16 protein-coding genes are annotated in these 17,486 nt (G+C 62.7%); 8 read left to right on the top strand and 8 right to left on the bottom strand.

The genetic code is table 11. The features are described from left to right. Nucleotides 1–54 precede the first annotated feature (54 nt). A complete protein-coding gene (locus tag CXP40_RS12390; RefSeq protein WP_099525332.1) occupies nt 55–396 on the top strand; it encodes a tryptophan synthase subunit beta in 342 nt (113 codons plus the stop codon). Nucleotides 397–488: 92 nt separating this feature from the next. Here CXP40_RS12390 and lapD read toward each other — a convergent pair whose 3' ends face one another. The 4 genes from lapD to CXP40_RS12410 form a co-directional block, all read right to left on the bottom strand. Beyond that, nucleotides 489–2,435, bottom strand: coding sequence for a cyclic di-GMP receptor LapD (gene lapD / locus CXP40_RS12395; protein ID WP_106733958.1), 1,947 nt, complete (start codon nt 2,433–2,435; stop codon nt 489–491). A gap of 9 nt (nt 2,436–2,444) precedes the next feature. Next, complete coding sequence (gene lapG / locus CXP40_RS12400) at nt 2,445–3,125, bottom strand: cysteine protease LapG (RefSeq protein WP_106733959.1); 681 nt, start codon at nt 3,123–3,125, stop codon at nt 2,445–2,447. 152 nt (nt 3,126–3,277) lie between these two features. Next, a complete protein-coding gene (locus tag CXP40_RS12405) occupies nt 3,278–3,676 on the bottom strand; it encodes a YbaN family protein (protein ID WP_106733960.1) in 399 nt (132 codons plus the stop codon). 45 nt (nt 3,677–3,721) lie between these two features. Then, the gene (locus CXP40_RS12410; RefSeq protein WP_106733961.1) at nt 3,722–4,306 is read right to left on the bottom strand and encodes a YecA family protein; all 585 of its coding nucleotides are present in this window, start codon (nt 4,304–4,306) and stop codon (nt 3,722–3,724) included. A gap of 171 nt (nt 4,307–4,477) precedes the next feature. Here CXP40_RS12410 and recQ point away from each other — a divergent pair, with 171 nt between their 5' ends. The 4 genes from recQ to CXP40_RS12430 all read left to right on the top strand — a co-directional run bounded on the left by recQ (nt 4,478) and on the right by CXP40_RS12430 (nt 10,795). Beyond that, nucleotides 4,478–6,610: a DNA helicase RecQ gene (gene recQ / locus CXP40_RS12415; RefSeq protein ID WP_106733962.1), complete on the top strand. Its 2,133-nt coding sequence runs from the start codon at nt 4,478–4,480 to the stop codon at nt 6,608–6,610. A gap of 90 nt (nt 6,611–6,700) precedes the next feature. Beyond that, complete coding sequence (locus tag CXP40_RS12420) at nt 6,701–7,861, top strand: diguanylate cyclase (RefSeq protein WP_106733963.1); 1,161 nt, start codon at nt 6,701–6,703, stop codon at nt 7,859–7,861. Nucleotides 7,862–7,992: 131 nt separating this feature from the next. Continuing rightward, the gene (locus CXP40_RS12425; protein ID WP_106733964.1) at nt 7,993–8,424 is read left to right on the top strand and encodes a MarR family transcriptional regulator; all 432 of its coding nucleotides are present in this window, start codon (nt 7,993–7,995) and stop codon (nt 8,422–8,424) included. 337 nt (nt 8,425–8,761) lie between these two features. After that, a complete protein-coding gene (locus CXP40_RS12430) occupies nt 8,762–10,795 on the top strand; it encodes a FimV/HubP family polar landmark protein (RefSeq protein ID WP_106733965.1) in 2,034 nt (677 codons plus the stop codon). 54 nt (nt 10,796–10,849) lie between these two features. Here CXP40_RS12430 and CXP40_RS12435 read toward each other — a convergent pair whose 3' ends face one another. Next, nucleotides 10,850–13,045: a patatin-like phospholipase family protein gene (locus CXP40_RS12435; protein ID WP_106733966.1), complete on the bottom strand. Its 2,196-nt coding sequence runs from the start codon at nt 13,043–13,045 to the stop codon at nt 10,850–10,852. 71 nt (nt 13,046–13,116) lie between these two features. Between CXP40_RS12435 and CXP40_RS12440 the strand changes: the two genes are divergently transcribed. Beyond that, nucleotides 13,117–13,398, top strand: a complete 282-nt coding sequence (locus CXP40_RS12440) for a SelT/SelW/SelH family protein (RefSeq protein ID WP_106733967.1) — start codon at nt 13,117–13,119, stop codon at nt 13,396–13,398. A 10-nt stretch (nt 13,399–13,408) separates the two neighbouring features. On the opposite strand, the gene CXP40_RS12445 is transcribed toward CXP40_RS12440, so the two are convergent. The 3 genes from CXP40_RS12445 to CXP40_RS12455 form a co-directional block, all read right to left on the bottom strand. Next, nucleotides 13,409–14,260 (bottom strand): DMT family transporter, encoded by an 852-nt coding sequence (locus CXP40_RS12445; protein WP_106733968.1) that lies wholly within the window; start codon nt 14,258–14,260, stop codon nt 13,409–13,411. Beyond that, a complete protein-coding gene (locus CXP40_RS12450) occupies nt 14,257–14,592 on the bottom strand; it encodes a tRNA-binding protein (RefSeq protein WP_106733969.1) in 336 nt (111 codons plus the stop codon). The genes CXP40_RS12445 and CXP40_RS12450 overlap by 4 nt, the downstream gene beginning before the upstream one ends. 152 nt (nt 14,593–14,744) lie before the next feature. Then, complete coding sequence (locus CXP40_RS12455; protein WP_106733970.1) at nt 14,745–15,491, bottom strand: AraC family transcriptional regulator; 747 nt, start codon at nt 15,489–15,491, stop codon at nt 14,745–14,747. Nucleotides 15,492–15,625: 134 nt separating this feature from the next. Between CXP40_RS12455 and CXP40_RS12460 the strand changes: the two genes are divergently transcribed. Next, nucleotides 15,626–16,444 carry a UDP-2,3-diacylglucosamine diphosphatase gene (locus tag CXP40_RS12460; protein WP_106733971.1) on the top strand — a complete coding sequence of 273 codons (819 nt, stop codon included), beginning with the start codon at nt 15,626–15,628 and terminating at the stop codon, nt 16,442–16,444. Further along, nucleotides 16,441–17,481, top strand: a complete 1,041-nt coding sequence (locus CXP40_RS12465) for a glycosyltransferase family 1 protein (protein WP_106733972.1) — start codon at nt 16,441–16,443, stop codon at nt 17,479–17,481. Before CXP40_RS12460 ends, CXP40_RS12465 begins: the two co-directional genes overlap by 4 nt. The last annotated feature ends 5 nt before the right edge of the window (nt 17,482–17,486 follow it).

The raw sequence follows: 17,486 nt of genomic DNA on the forward strand, positions 1-17,486 counted from the left end.
GATCGACCCGCTATCGTTCAGATAGCGGGTTTTTTTTGCCCAGGAGAAATAGGCATGGTTTACGTACAGCGCGACGCGGCCGGGCGTTTGTTGCGGGTTGAACATGAACCCTTCGAAGGGATGACGGAAAACCTGGCAGTCGAAAGCGAGGAGTTGCATACCTGGCTGGCTGCCAAGGAAGAGGTCAAGGCGCGCCTGGACAGCCTGAAGCAATCCGACCTGGAGCTGGTGCGCGTGTTGGAAGACGTGGTCAGCGTGCTTGTAGAGCGCGGTGTGATCCGCTACACCGACCTGCCCGAGGCCGCTCGGCAGAAGCTCGACCAGCGTGCCATCGCCCGCGCCGAAATCGAGGGTCTCAGCGGCCTGCTTGGCGACGACGAGCACGATCTGGTTTAAACCAGGCCTTTGTAGGCTATGCGCCGCGCGGCGAAGCGGCCGGTGCGCCAACCGTAATTTTCAGAAACTACCCCCGGTAGGGGCTCCTGCAGCTATTGCTTGCCCCACGGCGCCGGTGCGCCGATCAGACGGCCCATGGCGCCGTGGATGCCCAGTTCGGTCAGCACTGCGAGTTCCTCTTCGGTTTCCACCATCTCGGCGATCAACGGCAGGTCGATGTTGTTGGTGGCGCGGAAGATCGCTTCGATGAACATCCGCTTGTCGCCCTCCTGGTCGATGGCGCGGATGTAGGTACCGTCGATCTTCAGGTACGCCAGGCCCAGGTGGGTGAGGTTACCAATCAGGCTGAAGCGCCCACCGAAATGCTGCAGGCCCAGGCTGAAACCTGCCTCACGAATCGCCTGGCTCAGCGCTTCCAGCTCGGCGGGTGGCGGTAGGTGGCGTTCATCGATTTCCAGCGTCATCAGGTGCGCTACGTCTTTGTGCCTGTTCAGCGCATCCAGCAGGCGCGCTTTGTCCTGTTGATTACGCAGGGTCGCGGCAGACAGGCTCAACGCCAGAGGGCGAGGATGTTGCGTCAGGTGCTCCAGGCTGTGTTCGAGCATCGCCAGATCGAAGCGCGCGGTCCAGCCCAGGCGCTCGATCCAGGGCAGGAAGCGCCCGGCGGTGATTGCTTCGCCGGCTGGATCAAGCAGGCGTGCCAGGACCTTGTGCTGCATGAGCCTGCCCGTCGCGCATTCGGCGACAGGCTGGAAATATAACTGCAGTTTGCCCTGAGTCAGCGCATCGTCGATCCAGCTGCGCCAGTCATGCAAGCCCTGAGTGGTCCGGGCGGTGAAGTCGTCGAGGCGTTCCCAGCACTTGTCGGTGTTGCTCTGTGCCTGAGCTAACGCCTGGTCCGCGCGACTCAGCACCACCTCGCTCTGTTCGCCGGGACGAAAGGCGGCAATCCCGATGTGGGCAACGGGATCGCAGTCGCTGGCACCGGTCTGCTTCAGGCTGTTCAGCGCTTCGCTTAGCTCACTGGCCAGGCGCTCTGCGTCCTCGCTATTGAGACCGGGCGCCAGCAGCGTGAACTCGCCGCCGCGGTTGCGCGATGCCAGCCATTGGCTGCGCCCTGGTAGCGCCAGCAGTTGTCTGAGTTGATCGCCCAGCGCGGCGATCAGCGCGTCGGTGCGTTGACCACCGAGACGCTGGTTGAGGCCGCCCAGGTCGTTGAGGCGCAGCAGCAACAGATAGCCATCTGGATGCTGCTCGTTGATCACCAACTGGTTGCTCAGGCGTATGTCGAACTGACGGCGGTTGGCCAGGCCGGTGAGACTGTCCTGATAGGCTTCTTCGCGCAATTTCTCGCTGCGCGTGGCCTCTTCGGCGAACAGCGTCTTGAGCTTGTCGACCATCTGGTTCATCGCCAGCACCACACGTTTGAGTTCCGGTGTGCGTGGCACGCGGGGCAGGGTGAGAAATTCACGGCGAGTAATGGCCTGCGCCTGCTGCACCATGTTGTCCAATGGTCGCAGTTGGGTACGCAGCAGCCAGCCGCCGAGCACGGCACTGACCAGGCCGCAGAGCAATAGCCAGAGCAAGCTGCCAATGGCGCTGTCCCACAGGCGGGCGAGGGCGAACTGCGGGTGGCTGAGCACTTCGACCCGTGCTGCCTGCTCCCAGCCGCGCATGATCAATGCATCGCCACCCTGGGGCCGCAGATCGACCAGGTCGACGAACCAGTCGGGTACGTTTTCGGGTTTGATCTCGGTGCTGCGCTCGACGATCACGCTGTCGTCGGCGATGCGCACCACGCGAATGCTGGTGAAGTAGCCACTGTCGAAGATCGAACTGACCATCAGCTCGATCATCGTCGGATCGTCCACGTGCGGGGTCAGCGACAGGCCCAGTGCCGTGGCGGCATCCTGAGCGTGCGAGCGCAGTTGACTGATCGACTGTTCGCGCGAGCTTTCGACACTGGCGATGAAGCTGCCGGTGAAGGCAACCACCAGGAACAGGCAGATGGCGAGGAACAGTTGTTTGAGCAGGGACATGGTTTCCTCCTAGCCTTCGCCCACGGCGAAACCTTCGGCATGCATTTTTTTCAGGATGTCCTGCCAGCGCGAGAGCTTCTTGGAGTCGCTCTTGCGCGTGTTCGAACCGGGCAGGTAGAGGCCTTCGGCATTGAAGGCGTACACCGGCAGCAGGTCGTTGCGTTGTGAGGCAGGGCGGATGTCGTTGATCAGGTTGTCCAGTACCAACGGCTCGGCAGTGGGGCTGGCGTAGTAGGTCAGCACCATGTGCGCCTGGTTGTAATTCAGCGCCTTGACGTAGGTGATGCGCAGCTTCTCGCTGGGGATACCGAGGCGGCGCAGGGTGAAGTACTTGGCGATGGAGTAGTCCTCGCAATCGCCTGCGCCCTTGACCAGCATTTCTACTGGCGTGGCCCAGTAGTCGTTCTCGCGCCAGAGTTGGATGTCATCGACGAAGCGGATGGTGCGGTTGAAGAAGCGATTGACCTCGTTGAGCTTGTCCGGCTCGTTCAGGCTGGCGCTGCTCTTGATCAACTCTTCCCAGTCGAGAATGCGTTTGCGAGCCGGGCCGAGGTTGCCGTAGCGGGTTTCCGCGTTCTTCACGATCACGGCAAAGTCCCAGTCGGCGACTGCCAACGCGGCCAGCAGCGCGCCGCCAATCCACAGGATCAGCAGCCGCCACCGCCATCCCTGAACGCGCAGCCGTCGCATGGGGTCGTCGTCTCCAGGCTCGATTGACAGAGTCTAGGCGAGGTGTCGGATTTTTGCCGGCCGCTTCGTTAGAGCAAGGAAGTAGCGTCAAAAGCTTGTCGAAGAGGTGGCTGGTAGCCGTAGCCGAATGCAATCCGGGATGCGTTTAGCGCTCAGGGATTGGGCAGGGTTTTCTGCTTGAGGATGTACAGGCTGACCAGCACCGCACTGCTCAGCATGAATACGCGCGCCCAGAGCATGGGCACCAGATAGCAGGAAAAGCTGATGCTGGCCCACATCAGCACCAGGGCGTAGATCTTGCCCTTGAGCGGGATGCCCTGGCCTTCCAGGTAATCGCGAATCCATGGACCCAGGTGCGGGTGGGTGACCAGCCAGAGGTAGAAACGCCGTGAGCTGCGTACGAAGCAGGCCGCCGCCAGCAGCAGGAACGGCGTGGTCGGCAGTACGGGCAGGAAGATGCCAATGACCCCGAGGGCCACGCTCAGCCAGCCGATGCTCAGCAGCAGGTAGCGGACACTGCGGTGGCGGCTTGGCTGGATATCACGCGGCATGTGTGGGTCTTGGCGGCAGCCGGGGCTGGGCCCCGGCTGGCACTGTCAGTGGCGGGGTTTGAGCAGCGCAGGTTTTTCTTCCGGAGCCTGGCACAGCAGGAAGAGGGCGGTCAGCAGCTCGGGAATCTGGTCGATCATGCTATCCACCAGGTCGCGGTCGCGAGCGATCTCGGCAAATTCCTGCTGCTCGTCGAACAGACCCGAGCCGACCATGATCGGCAGCAGCAGCTCGCTGACTTCGTCTTCGGCATCTTCGAACCACACGGCTTCACGCAGGAACACGCCTTCCATGAAACCGATGCACCAGCCGCGCAGGTCGGAGTCGTCCGGCTCTTCGCCGAGGTCCAGGTCGCAGGGCAGTTCAGGCTCTTCTTCGCCAGCCAGCTGACGGGCGATATGCGCCTTCAGGTGGATCAGGGTGCTTTCGATCTCTTCGCGTTCGGCGTCGCTGCGGTAGTGCGGCGGCTCAGCGAACAGCGCGTCGATCCACTCGCGGTCTGGCACCTGATCGGGGCAGATCGCCAGGGCTGTCAGGTAGCCATGGGCGGCCACGTAGTCCAACGCCTCTTCGTGCAGCTCATCGGCATCGAGAAAGGCTTGCAGGCGGGACAGTTGCTCAGCGAAGGACATCGTGGGGTTACCTTGAGGCTTAGGGGATAAACGAGGAAGGATTCTAGTTCACCGCTGCCTCTGCGACCAGCGCGGGTGCTCTACTGACGGCGATTCAACGGCTTCGGACGGGTAGGCGCCCTGTTACCTGCGATCCTGCGGCATAATGCGCGGCTAGATTTGGAGGCCTTCATGCTCGACCACGCCATGCGCATTCTCAAAGACGTTTTCGGCTACGACGCCTTTCGCGGCAATCAGGCCGCGATCATCGAGCGTGTGGCTGGCGGCGGCGATGCCTTGGTGTTGATGCCTACCGGCGGCGGCAAGTCGCTATGCTTCCAGGTGCCGGCACTGATGCGCGAGGGTCTGGCGGTGGTGGTTTCACCGCTGATCGCCTTGATGGACGATCAGGTGGCCACCCTCGACGAGTTGGGTGTGGCAGCTGTGGCGCTGAATTCCACCTTGAGCCCTGACGAGCAGCGCGAGATCGCCGACCGTATCCGTCGCGGGCAGATCAAGATGCTCTACCTGGCGCCCGAGCGCCTGGTGCAGCCGCGCATGCTGAGTTTCCTGCAGGGCCTGGATATCGCCCTGTTTGCCATCGATGAAGCGCACTGCGTGTCGCAGTGGGGGCATGATTTCCGGCCTGAGTACCTGCAGCTCGGTCAGCTTGCTGAGCTGTTTCCCAATGTACCGCGCATCGCCCTGACCGCCACCGCGGACAAACGTACCCGTGAGGAAATCGTCCAGCGCCTGCATCTGGATAACGCCGAGCGCTTTCTGTCGAGCTTCGACCGGCCGAACATCTTCTATCGCATTCAGCCCAAGGATCAGCCGCGCAAGCAACTGCTCGGTTTTCTCGCCGCGCGCAAGGGCGATGCCGGCATCGTCTATTGCCTGTCGCGCAAGAAGGTCGAGGAGGTTGCCGACTTTCTCAGCAGTCAGGGCTTCCCGGCCTTGCCTTATCACGCCGGCCTGCCCAACGAATTGCGTGCCTTCAATCAAAAGCGCTTTCTCAATGAGGAAGGCCTGATCATGGTGGCCACAATTGCCTTCGGCATGGGCATCGACAAGCCCAACGTGCGCTTCGTCTGTCACCTCGATCTGCCCAAATCGCTGGAAGCCTACTACCAGGAGACCGGTCGCGCCGGTCGTGACGGTCTGCCGGCCGATGCCTGGATGGCTTACGGCCTGCAGGACGTGATCTTCCTCAAGCAGATGCTCAACAATTCCGAAGGCGACGAGCGCCACAAACGTATCGAGCAGCACAAGCTCGATGCCATGCTCGCCTTGTGCGAGGAAACACGCTGTCGCCGTCAGGCGCTGCTGGCCTACTTCGATGAAGAATTGCCCAACCCCTGCGGGCATTGCGATAACTGTATCGATGGCGTCGAGACCTGGGATGCCACCGAGCCGGCGCGTCAGGCGTTGTCGGCGGTCTACCGCAGTGGCCAGCGCTACGGCGTCGGCCATCTGGTGGACATTCTGCTGGGCCGTGACAACGAGAAGATTCGCGCCGCGGGTCATCAGCACCTGGCAGTGTTCGGCGTCGGCAAGGGTTTTTCCGAAGTCGAGTGGCGAACCCTGTTCCGCCAGTTGGTCGCCCGCGGCTTGGCCGATGTCGATCTGGAAGGTTTCGGTGGTTTGCGCCTGAGTGAGACCTGCAGGCCGCTGCTGCGTGGTGAGGTCAGCCTGCAACTGCGTCGTGAGCCCAAGCCGGCGCAGGCGGCCAAGGCCTCCAGTAGCGCTGCCAGCCAACTGGTGCGCGGCCATGAGCGGGACATGTGGGAGGCGCTACGCAGTCTGCGTCGTAAGTTGGCCGAAGAGCACAGCGTACCGCCGTACGTGATCTTCCCTGATGCCACGTTGCTGGAAATGTTGCGCAGCCAGCCCAGCTCGCTGAGTGAAATGGCCGAGGTCAGCGGCGTCGGAGCGCGCAAGCTGGAACGCTACGGCCAGGCCTTCCTGGAAGTACTCAATGGCAGCGGCGCGGATGACACGCCACCGCCGGTGGCCGATCTGCGTCATGAGCTGGTCAGCCTGGCTCGCGCCGGTATGACCCCGACGCAAATCGCCGGCCAGTTGGGTTGCACCGAGAAGAACGTCTACAGCCTGCTGGCCGAGGCAATCGCCCAGCAGCAACTGACCCTGGAGCAGGCGCTGGATCTTCCTGAGGAGCTATTGGGCGAGATTCAGGAGACCTTCCTCGATGGCGAGGGCGAGTTACCGGCCGTCAGCGAGATTGCCCCGCTGTTCGCCGGACGGGTCGACGAAGCGGTGCTCTACTGCGTGCGTGCGGCGCTGCAGGCCGAGTTCGAGATCTAAGCGTCCTCGGTGAAACCTGGCAGCCTGATTCTGGCGGCATTTCGCTCGCAGGGCTAAGGTGTGGGCAGGCCGCCAGATAACGAGGTGAGGGTGCCTGACTATCACGCCTGGTACGACGAGGTTCGTCCGAGCCCTTATGCCGAGCAGTTGAGCCTGGGGTTTCGGCGGTTGCGTTTTTCCCGCGCTCTCGAGCGTGAATATCGTGCGCATATGCTTGAGGACGGCTTCGAACTCAAACGTATCGCGCTCTGCGTCGCCACGGTCATCTGGCTGGCCCTGACGGTGCTGGACATGTTGGTGGTGCCTGCATCGCACCTGGGCTGGGTGATCGCAGTGCGCCTGGTGGCGCTGGTCATCCTGCTGGTTTGCGCGACCCTGATCCTGCGGCGGCGCCACAGCCATCTTCTGTTGCCGCTGAGCATGATCTGTATCCTCGTGCTCGGCGTGGGGGCAACGGTGATTGTCGGTATCGCTCATCGCGCCGACCCTGGCTACCCCTATGAAGGCCTGCTGCTGGTGAGCATGGCGGCGTACTTTCTGGTCGGCCTGCGTTTGAGCGAGGCGCTTGCCTGTTCTCTGGTGGTGTTGCTCGCCTATGTGCTGGCGGAATTGGCTGCAGGGCTGCCGGCTCCACGATTGATCAACAACCTGCTGTTCCTGGGGTTCGGTAATCTTATCGGCGCCGTCGGTTGCTACCTCCTGGAATACAAATCACGCGAGCATTTTCTGATCAGCCGCCTGATGCATCTGCTTGCCCACCACGACAGTCTTACTGGGCTGCACAACCGTCGCAGTTTCAACCGACAGTTCGAGCGCCTTTGGCGCCAGGCGCAGCGTGAGGGTATATCGCTGGCACTGCTGCTCTGCGACATCGACCATTTCAAGGCATACAACGATTGCTACGGCCATCAGGCTGGCGACGCGGCTTTGCAGCGTGTCGGAGCACTGATCGAGCAGGCTGCGCGGCGGCCACTGGATATGGGCGTACGGCTTGGCGGTGAGGAGTTCGCGCTGTTGTTGTTCGACATCAGCGCCGATGAAGCCAGGCTACGGGCCGAGGCTTTGCGCCATTCGCTGGAGGAAGCGGGCATTTCTCTCCGCGGCTCCGGGAGCGCAGATGTACTGACCATGTCCATCGGCGTCGCTTGCCTGAGCCCCGATAGCCAACCTGAATTGAGCCAGCTGTACGAACAGGCCGACCGAGCGCTATACGAGGCAAAGGCTTTCGGGCGTAACAGGGTTGCGGTCTGAGTTGGAGCCGTGGGCAAGGTGTCGGTCGCATTCTGCAATGCACGTGGCGCAATCTGCGCTTGCCCTGTGCATCGGGTTATGGCTAGCTGGCTAATAATTAGTTTTTGACCTTTGTATGAGTCCGCTTGCCCATGTCTTATCCCGATCAACATCGCTTTGCCATGCAGGTTGCCCAGCTTTCCCGTGCCTGGCGTTCCGAACTCGATAGGCGCCTGGTGGGCCTTGGCTTGTCCCAGGCTCGCTGGCTGGTGCTGCTGCACCTGGCGCGTTTCAGCGAAATGCCGACCCAGCGTGAATTGGCGCAGAGCGTCGGCGTAGAAGGGCCGACTCTGGCGCGCCTACTCGACAGCCTCGAAAGCCAAGGGCTGGTGATTCGTGTGGCGGTACCCGAAGATCGCCGTGCCAAGAAGATTGCGTTGCAACCGAATGCGCAGCCTCTGATCGAGAAGATCGAAGCGATTTCTACCCAACTGCGCCATGAAGTCTTCGCCGGTATCGACGAGGATGATCTGCGCCGCTGTCAGCAGGTGCATGCTCGAGTGCTCGGCAACCTGATGAAGTGACCGCCTGCACCGTCAAAAACCCGATCATTGTTTGAGCAGATCTTTTCTGCGCCTAGTTTTTGACTGATTCAACTTGATGGCACCGTGCTTTCGTCGGCAAACTGGCGTCCAAGCCGCTACTTTGTGAATTAGTAGCCATAATGCAATTCGAGGCGGTCTCGACAAGGACCTTGTCGCTCGTTCTCGGAATTATCAAGGGCGCCAGCCTCCCGGCCAAGGGACGCTCAGACAGGAAGTCGAGGAGGTGGCGTTCGAGCCGGATAAGCCTGGAGGTCACATGGCTCGGGTGCGTCAGTTAATGTTGGGTTTGGCGTCGGGGTCCGCTCTCTATTCGGGAATGGCACCAGCGCTCGGTTTGGGTGAAATCACGCTGCATTCGGCGCTCAATCAGCCATTCGAGGCGGAAATCGAGCTGCTCGAGTTGGGCGACCTGGGCGCGCAGGATCTGCGTGTCGGTCTGGCCTCGGCCGAGGTGTTCAGCCGTTCGGGTGTCGAGCGCTTCTACTTTCTCAACGACCTGCGTTTTACGCCGCTTCTGCAGGGTTCACGTAACGTGATTCGCGTGGTGTCCAACCGCCCGGTGCGCGAGCCATACCTGAACTTTATCGTCGAAGTGGCGCGTCCCAACGGCCAGCTACTGCGTGAATACACGGTTCTGCTCGATCCACCTGGCTCTTCGGCTTATTCCGCTGTAGCCGCGCCAAGCGCTGCTGCCGTATCGCAACCCTCTAGCCGCACCGCTGCACCAGCCTCGTCAGTCAGAGCGGTCACGCCGCCGAGTGCATCTGCTGGGCACCGTCATCAGGTCAGCCGTGGCGACAGCCTTTGGTCCATCGCCGCGCGTCTGCGTGAGCAGGGCAGCACGTTGTCTCAACAGGCGTTGATGGAAGGCATTCTTGCCCTCAACCCGAATGCCTTCGCTGGCGGCGATCCAAGTCGTCTACAGGCTGGCGCTGACCTGCTGCTGCCGGATGCCGCTCGTGCTGAGGCTACTCAGCCGGCCGCTGCTCCAGTCGCTGCCGAGGTCGACCCTGCAGCCACGGAAAGTGCGACCGAAGGGCCTGTAAGCGCGCCTCTGGCTGCTCTCGAACCTGCACTGCAACAAACCGAAAGCCTGGAGCTGTTGGCCGAGAAACAGCGCCAGGTCGATCTGGAACTGGCCAACCAGGCTGCGGAAAACCTGCAACTGCAACAAGGGCTGGCGCAACTGCAAGTGCAACTGCAGCAGTTGCAGGAGCAATTGGCGCAGAAGGATGCTCAGTTGGCTGAGCTGGCAGCGCGTCCGCCGGCCGAGCCGGTCCCCCAGCCCATTGCCGCCGCGCCGGTCAGTATCGAGCAGGCGCCCGCTGAGCGTGGCTGGTGGTCGACATTGTTGGCCGGTGGCATTGGGCTTCTGCTACTGCTCGGTGCGCTGTTCTGGGCTGTGCGGCGCCGTGGCGAGAAAACCAAACCGGTGGTGCAGGTCCAGCCAAAGGCGCAGCCACCTCAGCAACCGCCTCGTCCGCAACTCGCGGCGGTTGCCGTTCCCGTTGATGCTGCTCCGGTGGCCAAGGCTGTCCCGACGCCAGCCCCGGCACGTGCTCAAGGGCCGGTCGACCCGCTCGAGGCGGCCAATGTCTACATTGCCTACGGTCGTGTCAGCGAGGCGCGTGGTGAGCTTAGCAAGGCGCTGGCTCAGGACCCGCAGCGCAGCGATCTGCGCTTCCGTCTACTGGAGGTGCTGGCACTGTTGGGCGATGGAGCAGGTTTTGCGCGTGAGGAGGCGGTGCTGCGTGCCGAAGAGTTCGACACCGTACGCATCGATGCGCTGAAGGCGCGTCATCCTGATCTGCTGGCGACTCAGCAGGCACCGACCGAGCCTGTGGCTGCGCTGCAGCCGGCGGCAGCGCCTGCGACTGAACCTGATTTCCAGCTCAACCTCGACGACCTGTCGCTGGATGCCGACTGGGATCTGGTCAGCCCTTTCCCTGCTGCCTCCAAGGCCAAACCCAAGGCCGCTGCAGAGCCGGAGTTCGACCCGTCGTTCGCCAGCAACCTGCAGGAGCTGCCGGAGGTATTCGAGCTGCATCATGAAGACGAGCAGTTGAGCGCCTTCGGTGAGATGGAAATGGTGCTGAACGATGACGTGCCGGGGCTGGATGACAACTTCCTCGACGTTTTTGCCGGCGATGCTGATGCCACTGCTGCGCTGCAGGGCGATATCGACCAACTGGCGACCGACCCTGAACACATGGCCCAGCTCAACCAGGCGCTGGCTTATATCAAGCAGGGCGATATCGCCACCGCCTGCGACATCCTCAACGAGGTGATCGATCACGGCGATGACGAGCAGAGGAAGGCCGCGCGTCAGTTGCTGGCGGAAATCGCCTGAAAGGCTGTGTCGCTGTACCTGACCAGGCCGCGCATATGTCGCGGCCTGGTCGTTTCAGAAGCTCTTGCCCAGATTGAGATACAGCGCCTTCTCCCGCTCGTCGTTGAAGCCGTAGCTGAAGTTCAGCGGGCCTAGCGGGGTGTCCAGGCCGAGGAAGATGCTGGCTGCATTGATATAGCCACTGTCGAAGGCGTTGTCGTTGTTCCAGGCGCGGCCGCGCTCCAACGACATGCCCAGGTACAGCGGGAAGTTCAGCGGCAGCATCGAGGTTTGCGTCATGCGCCGGTAGTAGATCATCCGTGCCAAGGCCATGTTCTGGCCGCTCAGCGAGTCCTGGCGAAAGCCCGACAATTCCTGGGCGCCACCGAGGATGAAGCCCGAGGTGACCACCTCCGCCTGATCCAGGGTGCGCCCGTAGCGCCCACCGAACAGCCAGGTATTGGGGCCGTGACTATAGGCCTTGTCCAGTTTCAGCTGCCATTGGCGATATTCCTCGTCCGAGCCCAGGCCGTGATCATACTTGCGCAGCATCAGACCGATGTCCTCGCCTGTACGTGGGAAGTCGAGGTTGTCCAGGGTGTCGAAGGAGTACAGCAGCTCGTAATACCCCTCGCTGAAGCTGAAGCTGGGCAGATCACGTTCGCCGACGCGTACATCCGCCTCGCCCCAGGCCTGGGCGATACCGAAGCGAATCTCGCCGTTGTTGGCGATCTGCCGACCGAGGTTGAGACCGTAGCCGTAGCGCTCCAGGCGGTATTCTGCGATCGGGTCGTTGTCCAGAATCGCTTCGACGTTCTGCGCCTCGCCGAACAGGTAGGGCGCGACGAAGTAACGTGAGCCAGCGTCCAGCGGCTGATAAAACTCGCTGTAGAGCTCCTGGCGGTCACCCAGTTGCAAGCGAGTCAGCCATTCGGCGCCGAGCTCGTTGATGCCGTTGATGCCGTTGATGCGGTAACTGGCGCCGATATTGAAGGCGCTGTCGCCGCGCATGTCGTCGGACAGGTTCAGCCCCAGGCGCAGATAGTCGGTGCCGGTGCGCTTGCCGCGCGCATCGATCACCAGGGCGCTACCGCGCTCGTCCAGCGGCTCTACGCGGTATTGCACGCGCTCAAAGTAGTCCAGGCCGTAAAGGGTGCCCATGTCTTTTTGCAGGCGATCCATGTCCAGTGGCTCGCCGAGTGGCTGGCGAATGTGCCGGCGAATCACCGCGTCGCCGACTTTCGAGTCGTTCTCCACATGGATCTCGCGAATCACCGGTGTGCGCTGTTCGCGCGAGCGCGCCATGGCCAGTGCCGGGTTGCCGGCACTGCCGGTGCGCAAGCGAGCCAAACGCTCTGCCTGAATCTGCGTGGCGCGATAGCCGGCCTCCATCATCTGTTCGCCACGATTGAAGTCGGCGACGCCAAAGCCAGCCAGAGGTGGCAGGATCAATACGTCGTCCGCTTCCAGCGTTTCGAGTTGCGCCTCGGAGTTCTTGCGCATCATCAGGTTGATCGACTGGTTCATCACGTCGACGACGGTGAGCAGCTCCTTGGCCGGTTTCAGTGGCATGCCCAGGTCGACGACGATGACGTGATCGACGCCCATCTGTCGCGCCACGTCGATGGGCACGTTGTTGACCATGCCGCCGTCGACCAGCAGGCGACCGTCTACTTCCACCGGGGCGAACACCGCCGGGATCGACATGCTGGCGCGCATCACCTGCGGCAGGTGGCCGTTGCCCATGATCACCTGTTCGCCCGTGACCACATCTGTGGCCACGGCGCGATAAGGGATCGGTAGATGATCGAAGTCGCGAGTGGCACTGCGGTGTACCAGCAGACTTTCCAGCAGCAGCGCCAGGTTCTGGCCCTGGATCACGCCCAGCGGCAGGCCAAGGCTGCCGTCGTCGCGAAAGCTGAGTTTCTGCTTGATCAGGAAATCGCGGTCGTCCTGCTTGCGCCGGAAAGGTACGTCCTCACGTGGCGGTGAGTCGGACAGCGCCTGTTGCCAGTCCAGTTCCAGCGCCAGACGCTCAAGTTCCGCCACCGAATAGCCGGACGCGTACAGCCCGCCGACGATGGCGCCCATGCTGGTGCCGGCGATGGCATCTATGCGAATACCTTGCTCCTCCAGCGCCTTGAGCACGCCAATGTGCGCCAGGCCACGGGCGGCGCCGCCGGACAACACCAGGCCGACGCGATCGGCGGCGATGACGGGCAGGCTGGAGAGGGCGAACAGGCAGAGCAACGAAAAGAGCAGGCGGCGCATGGCGGATTCCGGCAGGAGCAGAGACAAAGGCCGTTATTATAGGCATCAAGCCCCACAGTAGAGCCGCTGCCATGCCCGATCAGAAGCCCGAAATCGTCATCACCTATTGCACCCAGTGTCAGTGGCTGCTGCGCGCCGCCTGGCTGGCTCAGGAGCTGCTGAGCACCTTTGCCGACGAGTTGGGCCGGGTTAGCCTGGAGCCAGGCACCGGCGGGGTTTTTCGTATTCTCTGTGATGGCCAGCAGATCTGGGAGCGCAAGGCCGATGGTGGCTTCCCTGAGGCCAAGATGCTCAAGCAGCGGGTGCGCGATCTGATCGATCCAACCCGCGATCTGGGCCACAACGACCGTTAGAGTTTCAGGATCAACGCGCCATCCGCGCTGTAACGAAGATCGCGCTGACGATCAGCAGGCCGCCGGCCAGCATGCGCAGGGTCGGTTGCTCGCTGAACAGCCACCAGGCGAACAGAATTCCGTAGACCGGCTCCAGGGCGAAGATCACTGCCGTGGTGCGCGCCTTGAGCACGCGCAGGCTGGCGACGAACAGGCTGTGCGCCAGGCCCGTGCAAAAGATGCCGAGCATCGCCAGCCACAGCCAGTCCACCGGTCGCACGCTGGGCAGCAGTGGCCAGGCCAGCGGCAGGAAGCAGATCAGCACCGTGATGTTCTGGTACAGCGCGGCCTTTACCGGATCTAGGCCACGGGTGCTGGCGCGGTTGAGCAGCGACAGCAGGGCGAACAGAAAGCCCGACAACACCGCCCACAGCAGCCCGACGGTGGCGCCGCTGTTCAGGCTGAATTCGGGCGTGACCAGAATCAGTCCCAGGCATACCACGCCGACCATGGCGAACTCGCCGGGGCGGGTACGCTCGCGAAACAGCAGGCCCTCCAGCAGGACGGTGAAGGCCGGGAAGCTGGCGAAGCCCAGGGTGGCGATGGCCACACCGGAGACTTTCACCGCTTCGAAGAAGGTGACCCAGTGCGTGCCCAGCAGCAGGCCGCCGAGTGCCAGCAGGGCCATCTGCCTCAGGCTAGGACGCACCGCATTGCGGCTGCGCCAGAGCGTGGCAGCCAGGCCCAGGGCGAGCACGGCAAAGAGTGCGCGGCCGCCTGCAATCATGTTCGGCGTGGTCGCCGCGAGTTTGCCGAAGATGCCCGACAGGCCGAACAGCAGGGCACCCAGGTGAATCGCCAACAGGGCGTTACGCTGCGTCATGCCAGGCGCGCACCATTGGGCAGTGGCTGGTCGAAGCCTGCCAGGACGACGCGGTTCTCGCTGTCATAGACACCGGTGACCAGCACCTCCGAGCGCACCCCGGCGATTCGTTTAGGGGCGAAGTTGCAGACGCACAGCACCTGACGACCAATCAGCGCGTCGCAATCGTAATGCGCGGTGATCTGGGCGCTGGAGGTCTTGATGCCCAGTTCGCCGAGATCGACTTCCAGCACGTAGGCTGGCTTCAGCGCTTTTTCATTGGGACGAGCGTTGCGAATGGTGCCGACGCGCAGCTCCACCTTCTCGAAATCCTGCCATTCGATGGTTTGCATAAGGTACTCCTTCGATGATGCGGCGCAGTCTAGGGCTGCGTGCGATAGCTGTCTGTCGCGGGAGTGGTGAGTTTTGTCGCCAGGCTATCGAGGCAACGTGCGGGCATCGTTAACGGCCGGGTGCCCGGTGCACCCTACGGTTCGTGTGCTTGTTAACGCGTGCGGCGCAATTGCCGTGGCGTTATGCCCAGGTGGCGGGAGAGGGCTGCGGTGAAGGCGCTCTGCGAGTTGTAGCCGACCCGTGCGGCGATTTCGCCAACCGCCAGGTCGCTGCCACGCAACAGCTGTTCGGCGAGTTGCAGGCGCCGTTGGCGAATATGTTCCATCGGCGTGCGCCCGGTCTCGGCGAGGAAACGCGCATGGAAGCGCGCTACCGACAGACCGGCCAGGCGTGCCAGATCTGCAACCTGCAGCGGATGCGCTGCGTGCTGTTCGATATAGCGATCCAGGGCTGTCAGCGGCAAGCCGGGCGCTTCGGCATGCTGGCGGCTGCAGGCCAGGCTGCCGAGCAGCAAGGCCGCACCCTGGCCAGCGATGATTGGATCATTGATCGGGCTGCTGGCCAGCCAGTTGAGCAGCTGCCCCTGCGAGGGATCGAGTTGCAGTGCGTTGGGTTTGTCCAACAGACGCTGGATGTCGCTCGCATGGTGGCCAAGCTGGCGCTCCAGCCAGTCATTGGCCGGCAGGTCCAGCACCAGGCATTGGCTGCCACGCGGGCTGCCGCAGGTGTGGCGCGCTTCGGCTGGTACCACGGCCAGGTGATGGCGCAGTACCTGACTGCCCTGGCCGTCCACTTCGAATTGCAGCTCGCCCGCCAAGCCGAACACCAGTTGCGCGTGGTCGTGGCTATGGCTGAGCACTTCGTGGCTGTAGTGACGCAGGGACATGATCGGGAGCATGGTGGTTTCCTCGGCAACCGCCGCAGTGTAACGCCTGGGGCGCGGCAATGCCGTGTCATGGAACCGTCTTTTTCCCGTCACAAGCCTTTCACCGCAACCCCTCAAGCTCGACTAAACCCAGCCGGAGGTCGCCCATGACCAGCGCTCAGCTCGCCAAGCCCAGCCGCAAGCAACGTGTCCGCACCCTGTGGATTTCCGACGTACACCTCGGCACGCGCGATTGCCAGGCCGAGCACCTGGCAGCGTTTCTCAAGCGTTACCACGCTGACCGTATCTACCTGGTAGGCGACATCATCGATGGCTGGAAGCTGCGTGGCGGCATCTACTGGCCGCAGGCGCACACCAATGTGATCCGCCGCCTGCTGACCATGAGCAAGCGCGGCACCGAGGTGATCTACGTCACCGGCAACCACGACGAATTCCTGCGCCGCTACTCCAGCCTGCTGCTGGGCAATATCCAGCTGGTCGACGAGGCCGTGCACGTCACGGCCGATGGTCGGCAACTGCTGGTAATCCATGGCGACCAGTTCGACGTGATCACCCGCTATCACCGCTGGCTGGCCTTTCTCGGCGACTCGGCCTACGAGTTCACCCTGACCCTCAATCGCTGGCTCAATCACTGGCGCAGCCGCTGGGGCTACGGTTACTGGTCGCTGTCGGCCTACCTCAAGCACAAGGTCAAGACGGCGGTGAACTTCATCAGCGACTTCGAAGAAGCGATCGCTCATGAGTGCGTCAAGCGCGGGCTGCAGGGCGTGGTTTGCGGCCATATTCACCATGCCGAGATTCGCCAGGTGAGTGGCGTGGAATACATGAACTGCGGTGACTGGGTGGAGTCCTGTACGGCGCTGATCGAGCACTGGGATGGGCAGATCGAGCTTTATCGTCTGGCCGAAGCTCAGGCGCAGCAGGCCTGCGAGGAGCAGGCCATCGTCCTCGAGACCGGTGCATGAGGGTACTCATCGTCACCGACGCCTGGGCGCCTCAGGTCAATGGCGTGGTCACCAGTCTGGCTGCGCTGGTCGGCGAACTGCGTGGGCTGGGGCATCAGGTCAAGCTGCTGTCGCCCGCCGATTTTCGCGCCGTGCCGTGCCCCACTTATCCGGAGATTCCGCTGGTATGGGATCTGTGGCGCGTGGGTGCGGCGATTCGCGACTTTCGCCCGGACTGCGTACACCTCGCGACCGAGGGACCGCTGGGGTGGGCAGCACGGCGTTGGCTGGTCAAGCGTGGGCTGGCGTTTTCCACGGCGATCCATACGCGCTTCCCGGAGTACGTCAGCACACGCTGGCCGTGGATTGCGCCGCGTTGGGGGTATGCCTTCCTACGCGTTTTTCATCGCCCCAGCCAAGCCGTCCTGGTGACCACCGAGCGCTTGCGTGAAGAGTTCGCCGGCTGGGCTCTGCAACGGCTGCAACTGTGGCGCAAAGGTGTGGATACCCGGCTGTTTCGGCCGGACGAGACGCGCCTCCGACCTGGGCAACCGGTGTTTCTCTACGTCGGACGCATCGCCCCGGAAAAGAACCTGCAGGCCTTTCTCGATCTGGAGTTACCGGGTGAGAAGCGCGTGGTCGGTGACGGCCCGCAGCGTGAGGCGTTGCAGCAGCAGTATCCTCTGGTGCGCTTTCTCGGCTATCGCCATGGCCAGGCGTTGGCCGAGGCCTATCAGGATGCCTCGGTGCTGGTCTTTCCTTCGCGCACTGATACCTATGGCCTGGTGATGCTGGAAGCACTGGCTTGCGGTACGCCCGTGGCCGCGTTTCCGGTGGCTGGGCCGCTGGACGTGCTGCAGCAGGGGTCTAGTGGCGTGATGGACGAGGATCTGCGCGTCGCCTGCCTGGCGGCGCTGGAGTTGGATAGGAAGCGTTGCGCAGAACTGGCGGCAGCGCAGTCCTGGCGCGCCTCGGCGCTGGAGTTTCTGGCGTTGCAGCCGCTTATCGACGGTGAGCCGGTGGGGTTGGATGAGGCGTTACCGGATACTGCGTTGTGAGCGAT

This window comes from Pseudomonas sp. YY-1, assembly GCF_002843095.1.
In the GTDB taxonomy this organism is placed as follows: domain Bacteria; phylum Pseudomonadota; class Gammaproteobacteria; order Pseudomonadales; family Pseudomonadaceae; genus Aquipseudomonas; species Aquipseudomonas sediminis_A.

Excerpts from the sequence above, each read along its gene's own strand:
- CXP40_RS12390 (WP_099525332.1), top strand. The coding sequence starts at position 55 with ATGGTTTACGTACAGCGCGACGCGGCCGGGCGTTTGTTGCGGGTTGAA.
- lapD (WP_106733958.1), bottom strand. The coding sequence starts at position 2,435 with ATGTCCCTGCTCAAACAACTGTTCCTCGCCATCTGCCTGTTCCTGGTG.
- lapG (WP_106733959.1), bottom strand. The coding sequence starts at position 3,125 with ATGCGACGGCTGCGCGTTCAGGGATGGCGGTGGCGGCTGCTGATCCTG.
- CXP40_RS12405 (WP_106733960.1), bottom strand. The coding sequence starts at position 3,676 with ATGCCGCGTGATATCCAGCCAAGCCGCCACCGCAGTGTCCGCTACCTG.
- CXP40_RS12410 (WP_106733961.1), bottom strand. The coding sequence starts at position 4,306 with ATGTCCTTCGCTGAGCAACTGTCCCGCCTGCAAGCCTTTCTCGATGCC.
- recQ (WP_106733962.1), top strand. The coding sequence starts at position 4,478 with ATGCTCGACCACGCCATGCGCATTCTCAAAGACGTTTTCGGCTACGAC.
- CXP40_RS12425 (WP_106733964.1), top strand. The coding sequence starts at position 7,993 with ATGTCTTATCCCGATCAACATCGCTTTGCCATGCAGGTTGCCCAGCTT.
- CXP40_RS12430 (WP_106733965.1), top strand. The coding sequence starts at position 8,762 with ATGGCACCAGCGCTCGGTTTGGGTGAAATCACGCTGCATTCGGCGCTC.
- CXP40_RS12435 (WP_106733966.1), bottom strand. The coding sequence starts at position 13,045 with ATGCGCCGCCTGCTCTTTTCGTTGCTCTGCCTGTTCGCCCTCTCCAGC.
- CXP40_RS12440 (WP_106733967.1), top strand. The coding sequence starts at position 13,117 with ATGCCCGATCAGAAGCCCGAAATCGTCATCACCTATTGCACCCAGTGT.
- CXP40_RS12445 (WP_106733968.1), bottom strand. The coding sequence starts at position 14,260 with ATGACGCAGCGTAACGCCCTGTTGGCGATTCACCTGGGTGCCCTGCTG.
- CXP40_RS12450 (WP_106733969.1), bottom strand. The coding sequence starts at position 14,592 with ATGCAAACCATCGAATGGCAGGATTTCGAGAAGGTGGAGCTGCGCGTC.
- CXP40_RS12455 (WP_106733970.1), bottom strand. The coding sequence starts at position 15,491 with ATGCTCCCGATCATGTCCCTGCGTCACTACAGCCACGAAGTGCTCAGC.
- CXP40_RS12460 (WP_106733971.1), top strand. The coding sequence starts at position 15,626 with ATGACCAGCGCTCAGCTCGCCAAGCCCAGCCGCAAGCAACGTGTCCGC.
- CXP40_RS12465 (WP_106733972.1), top strand. The coding sequence starts at position 16,441 with ATGAGGGTACTCATCGTCACCGACGCCTGGGCGCCTCAGGTCAATGGC.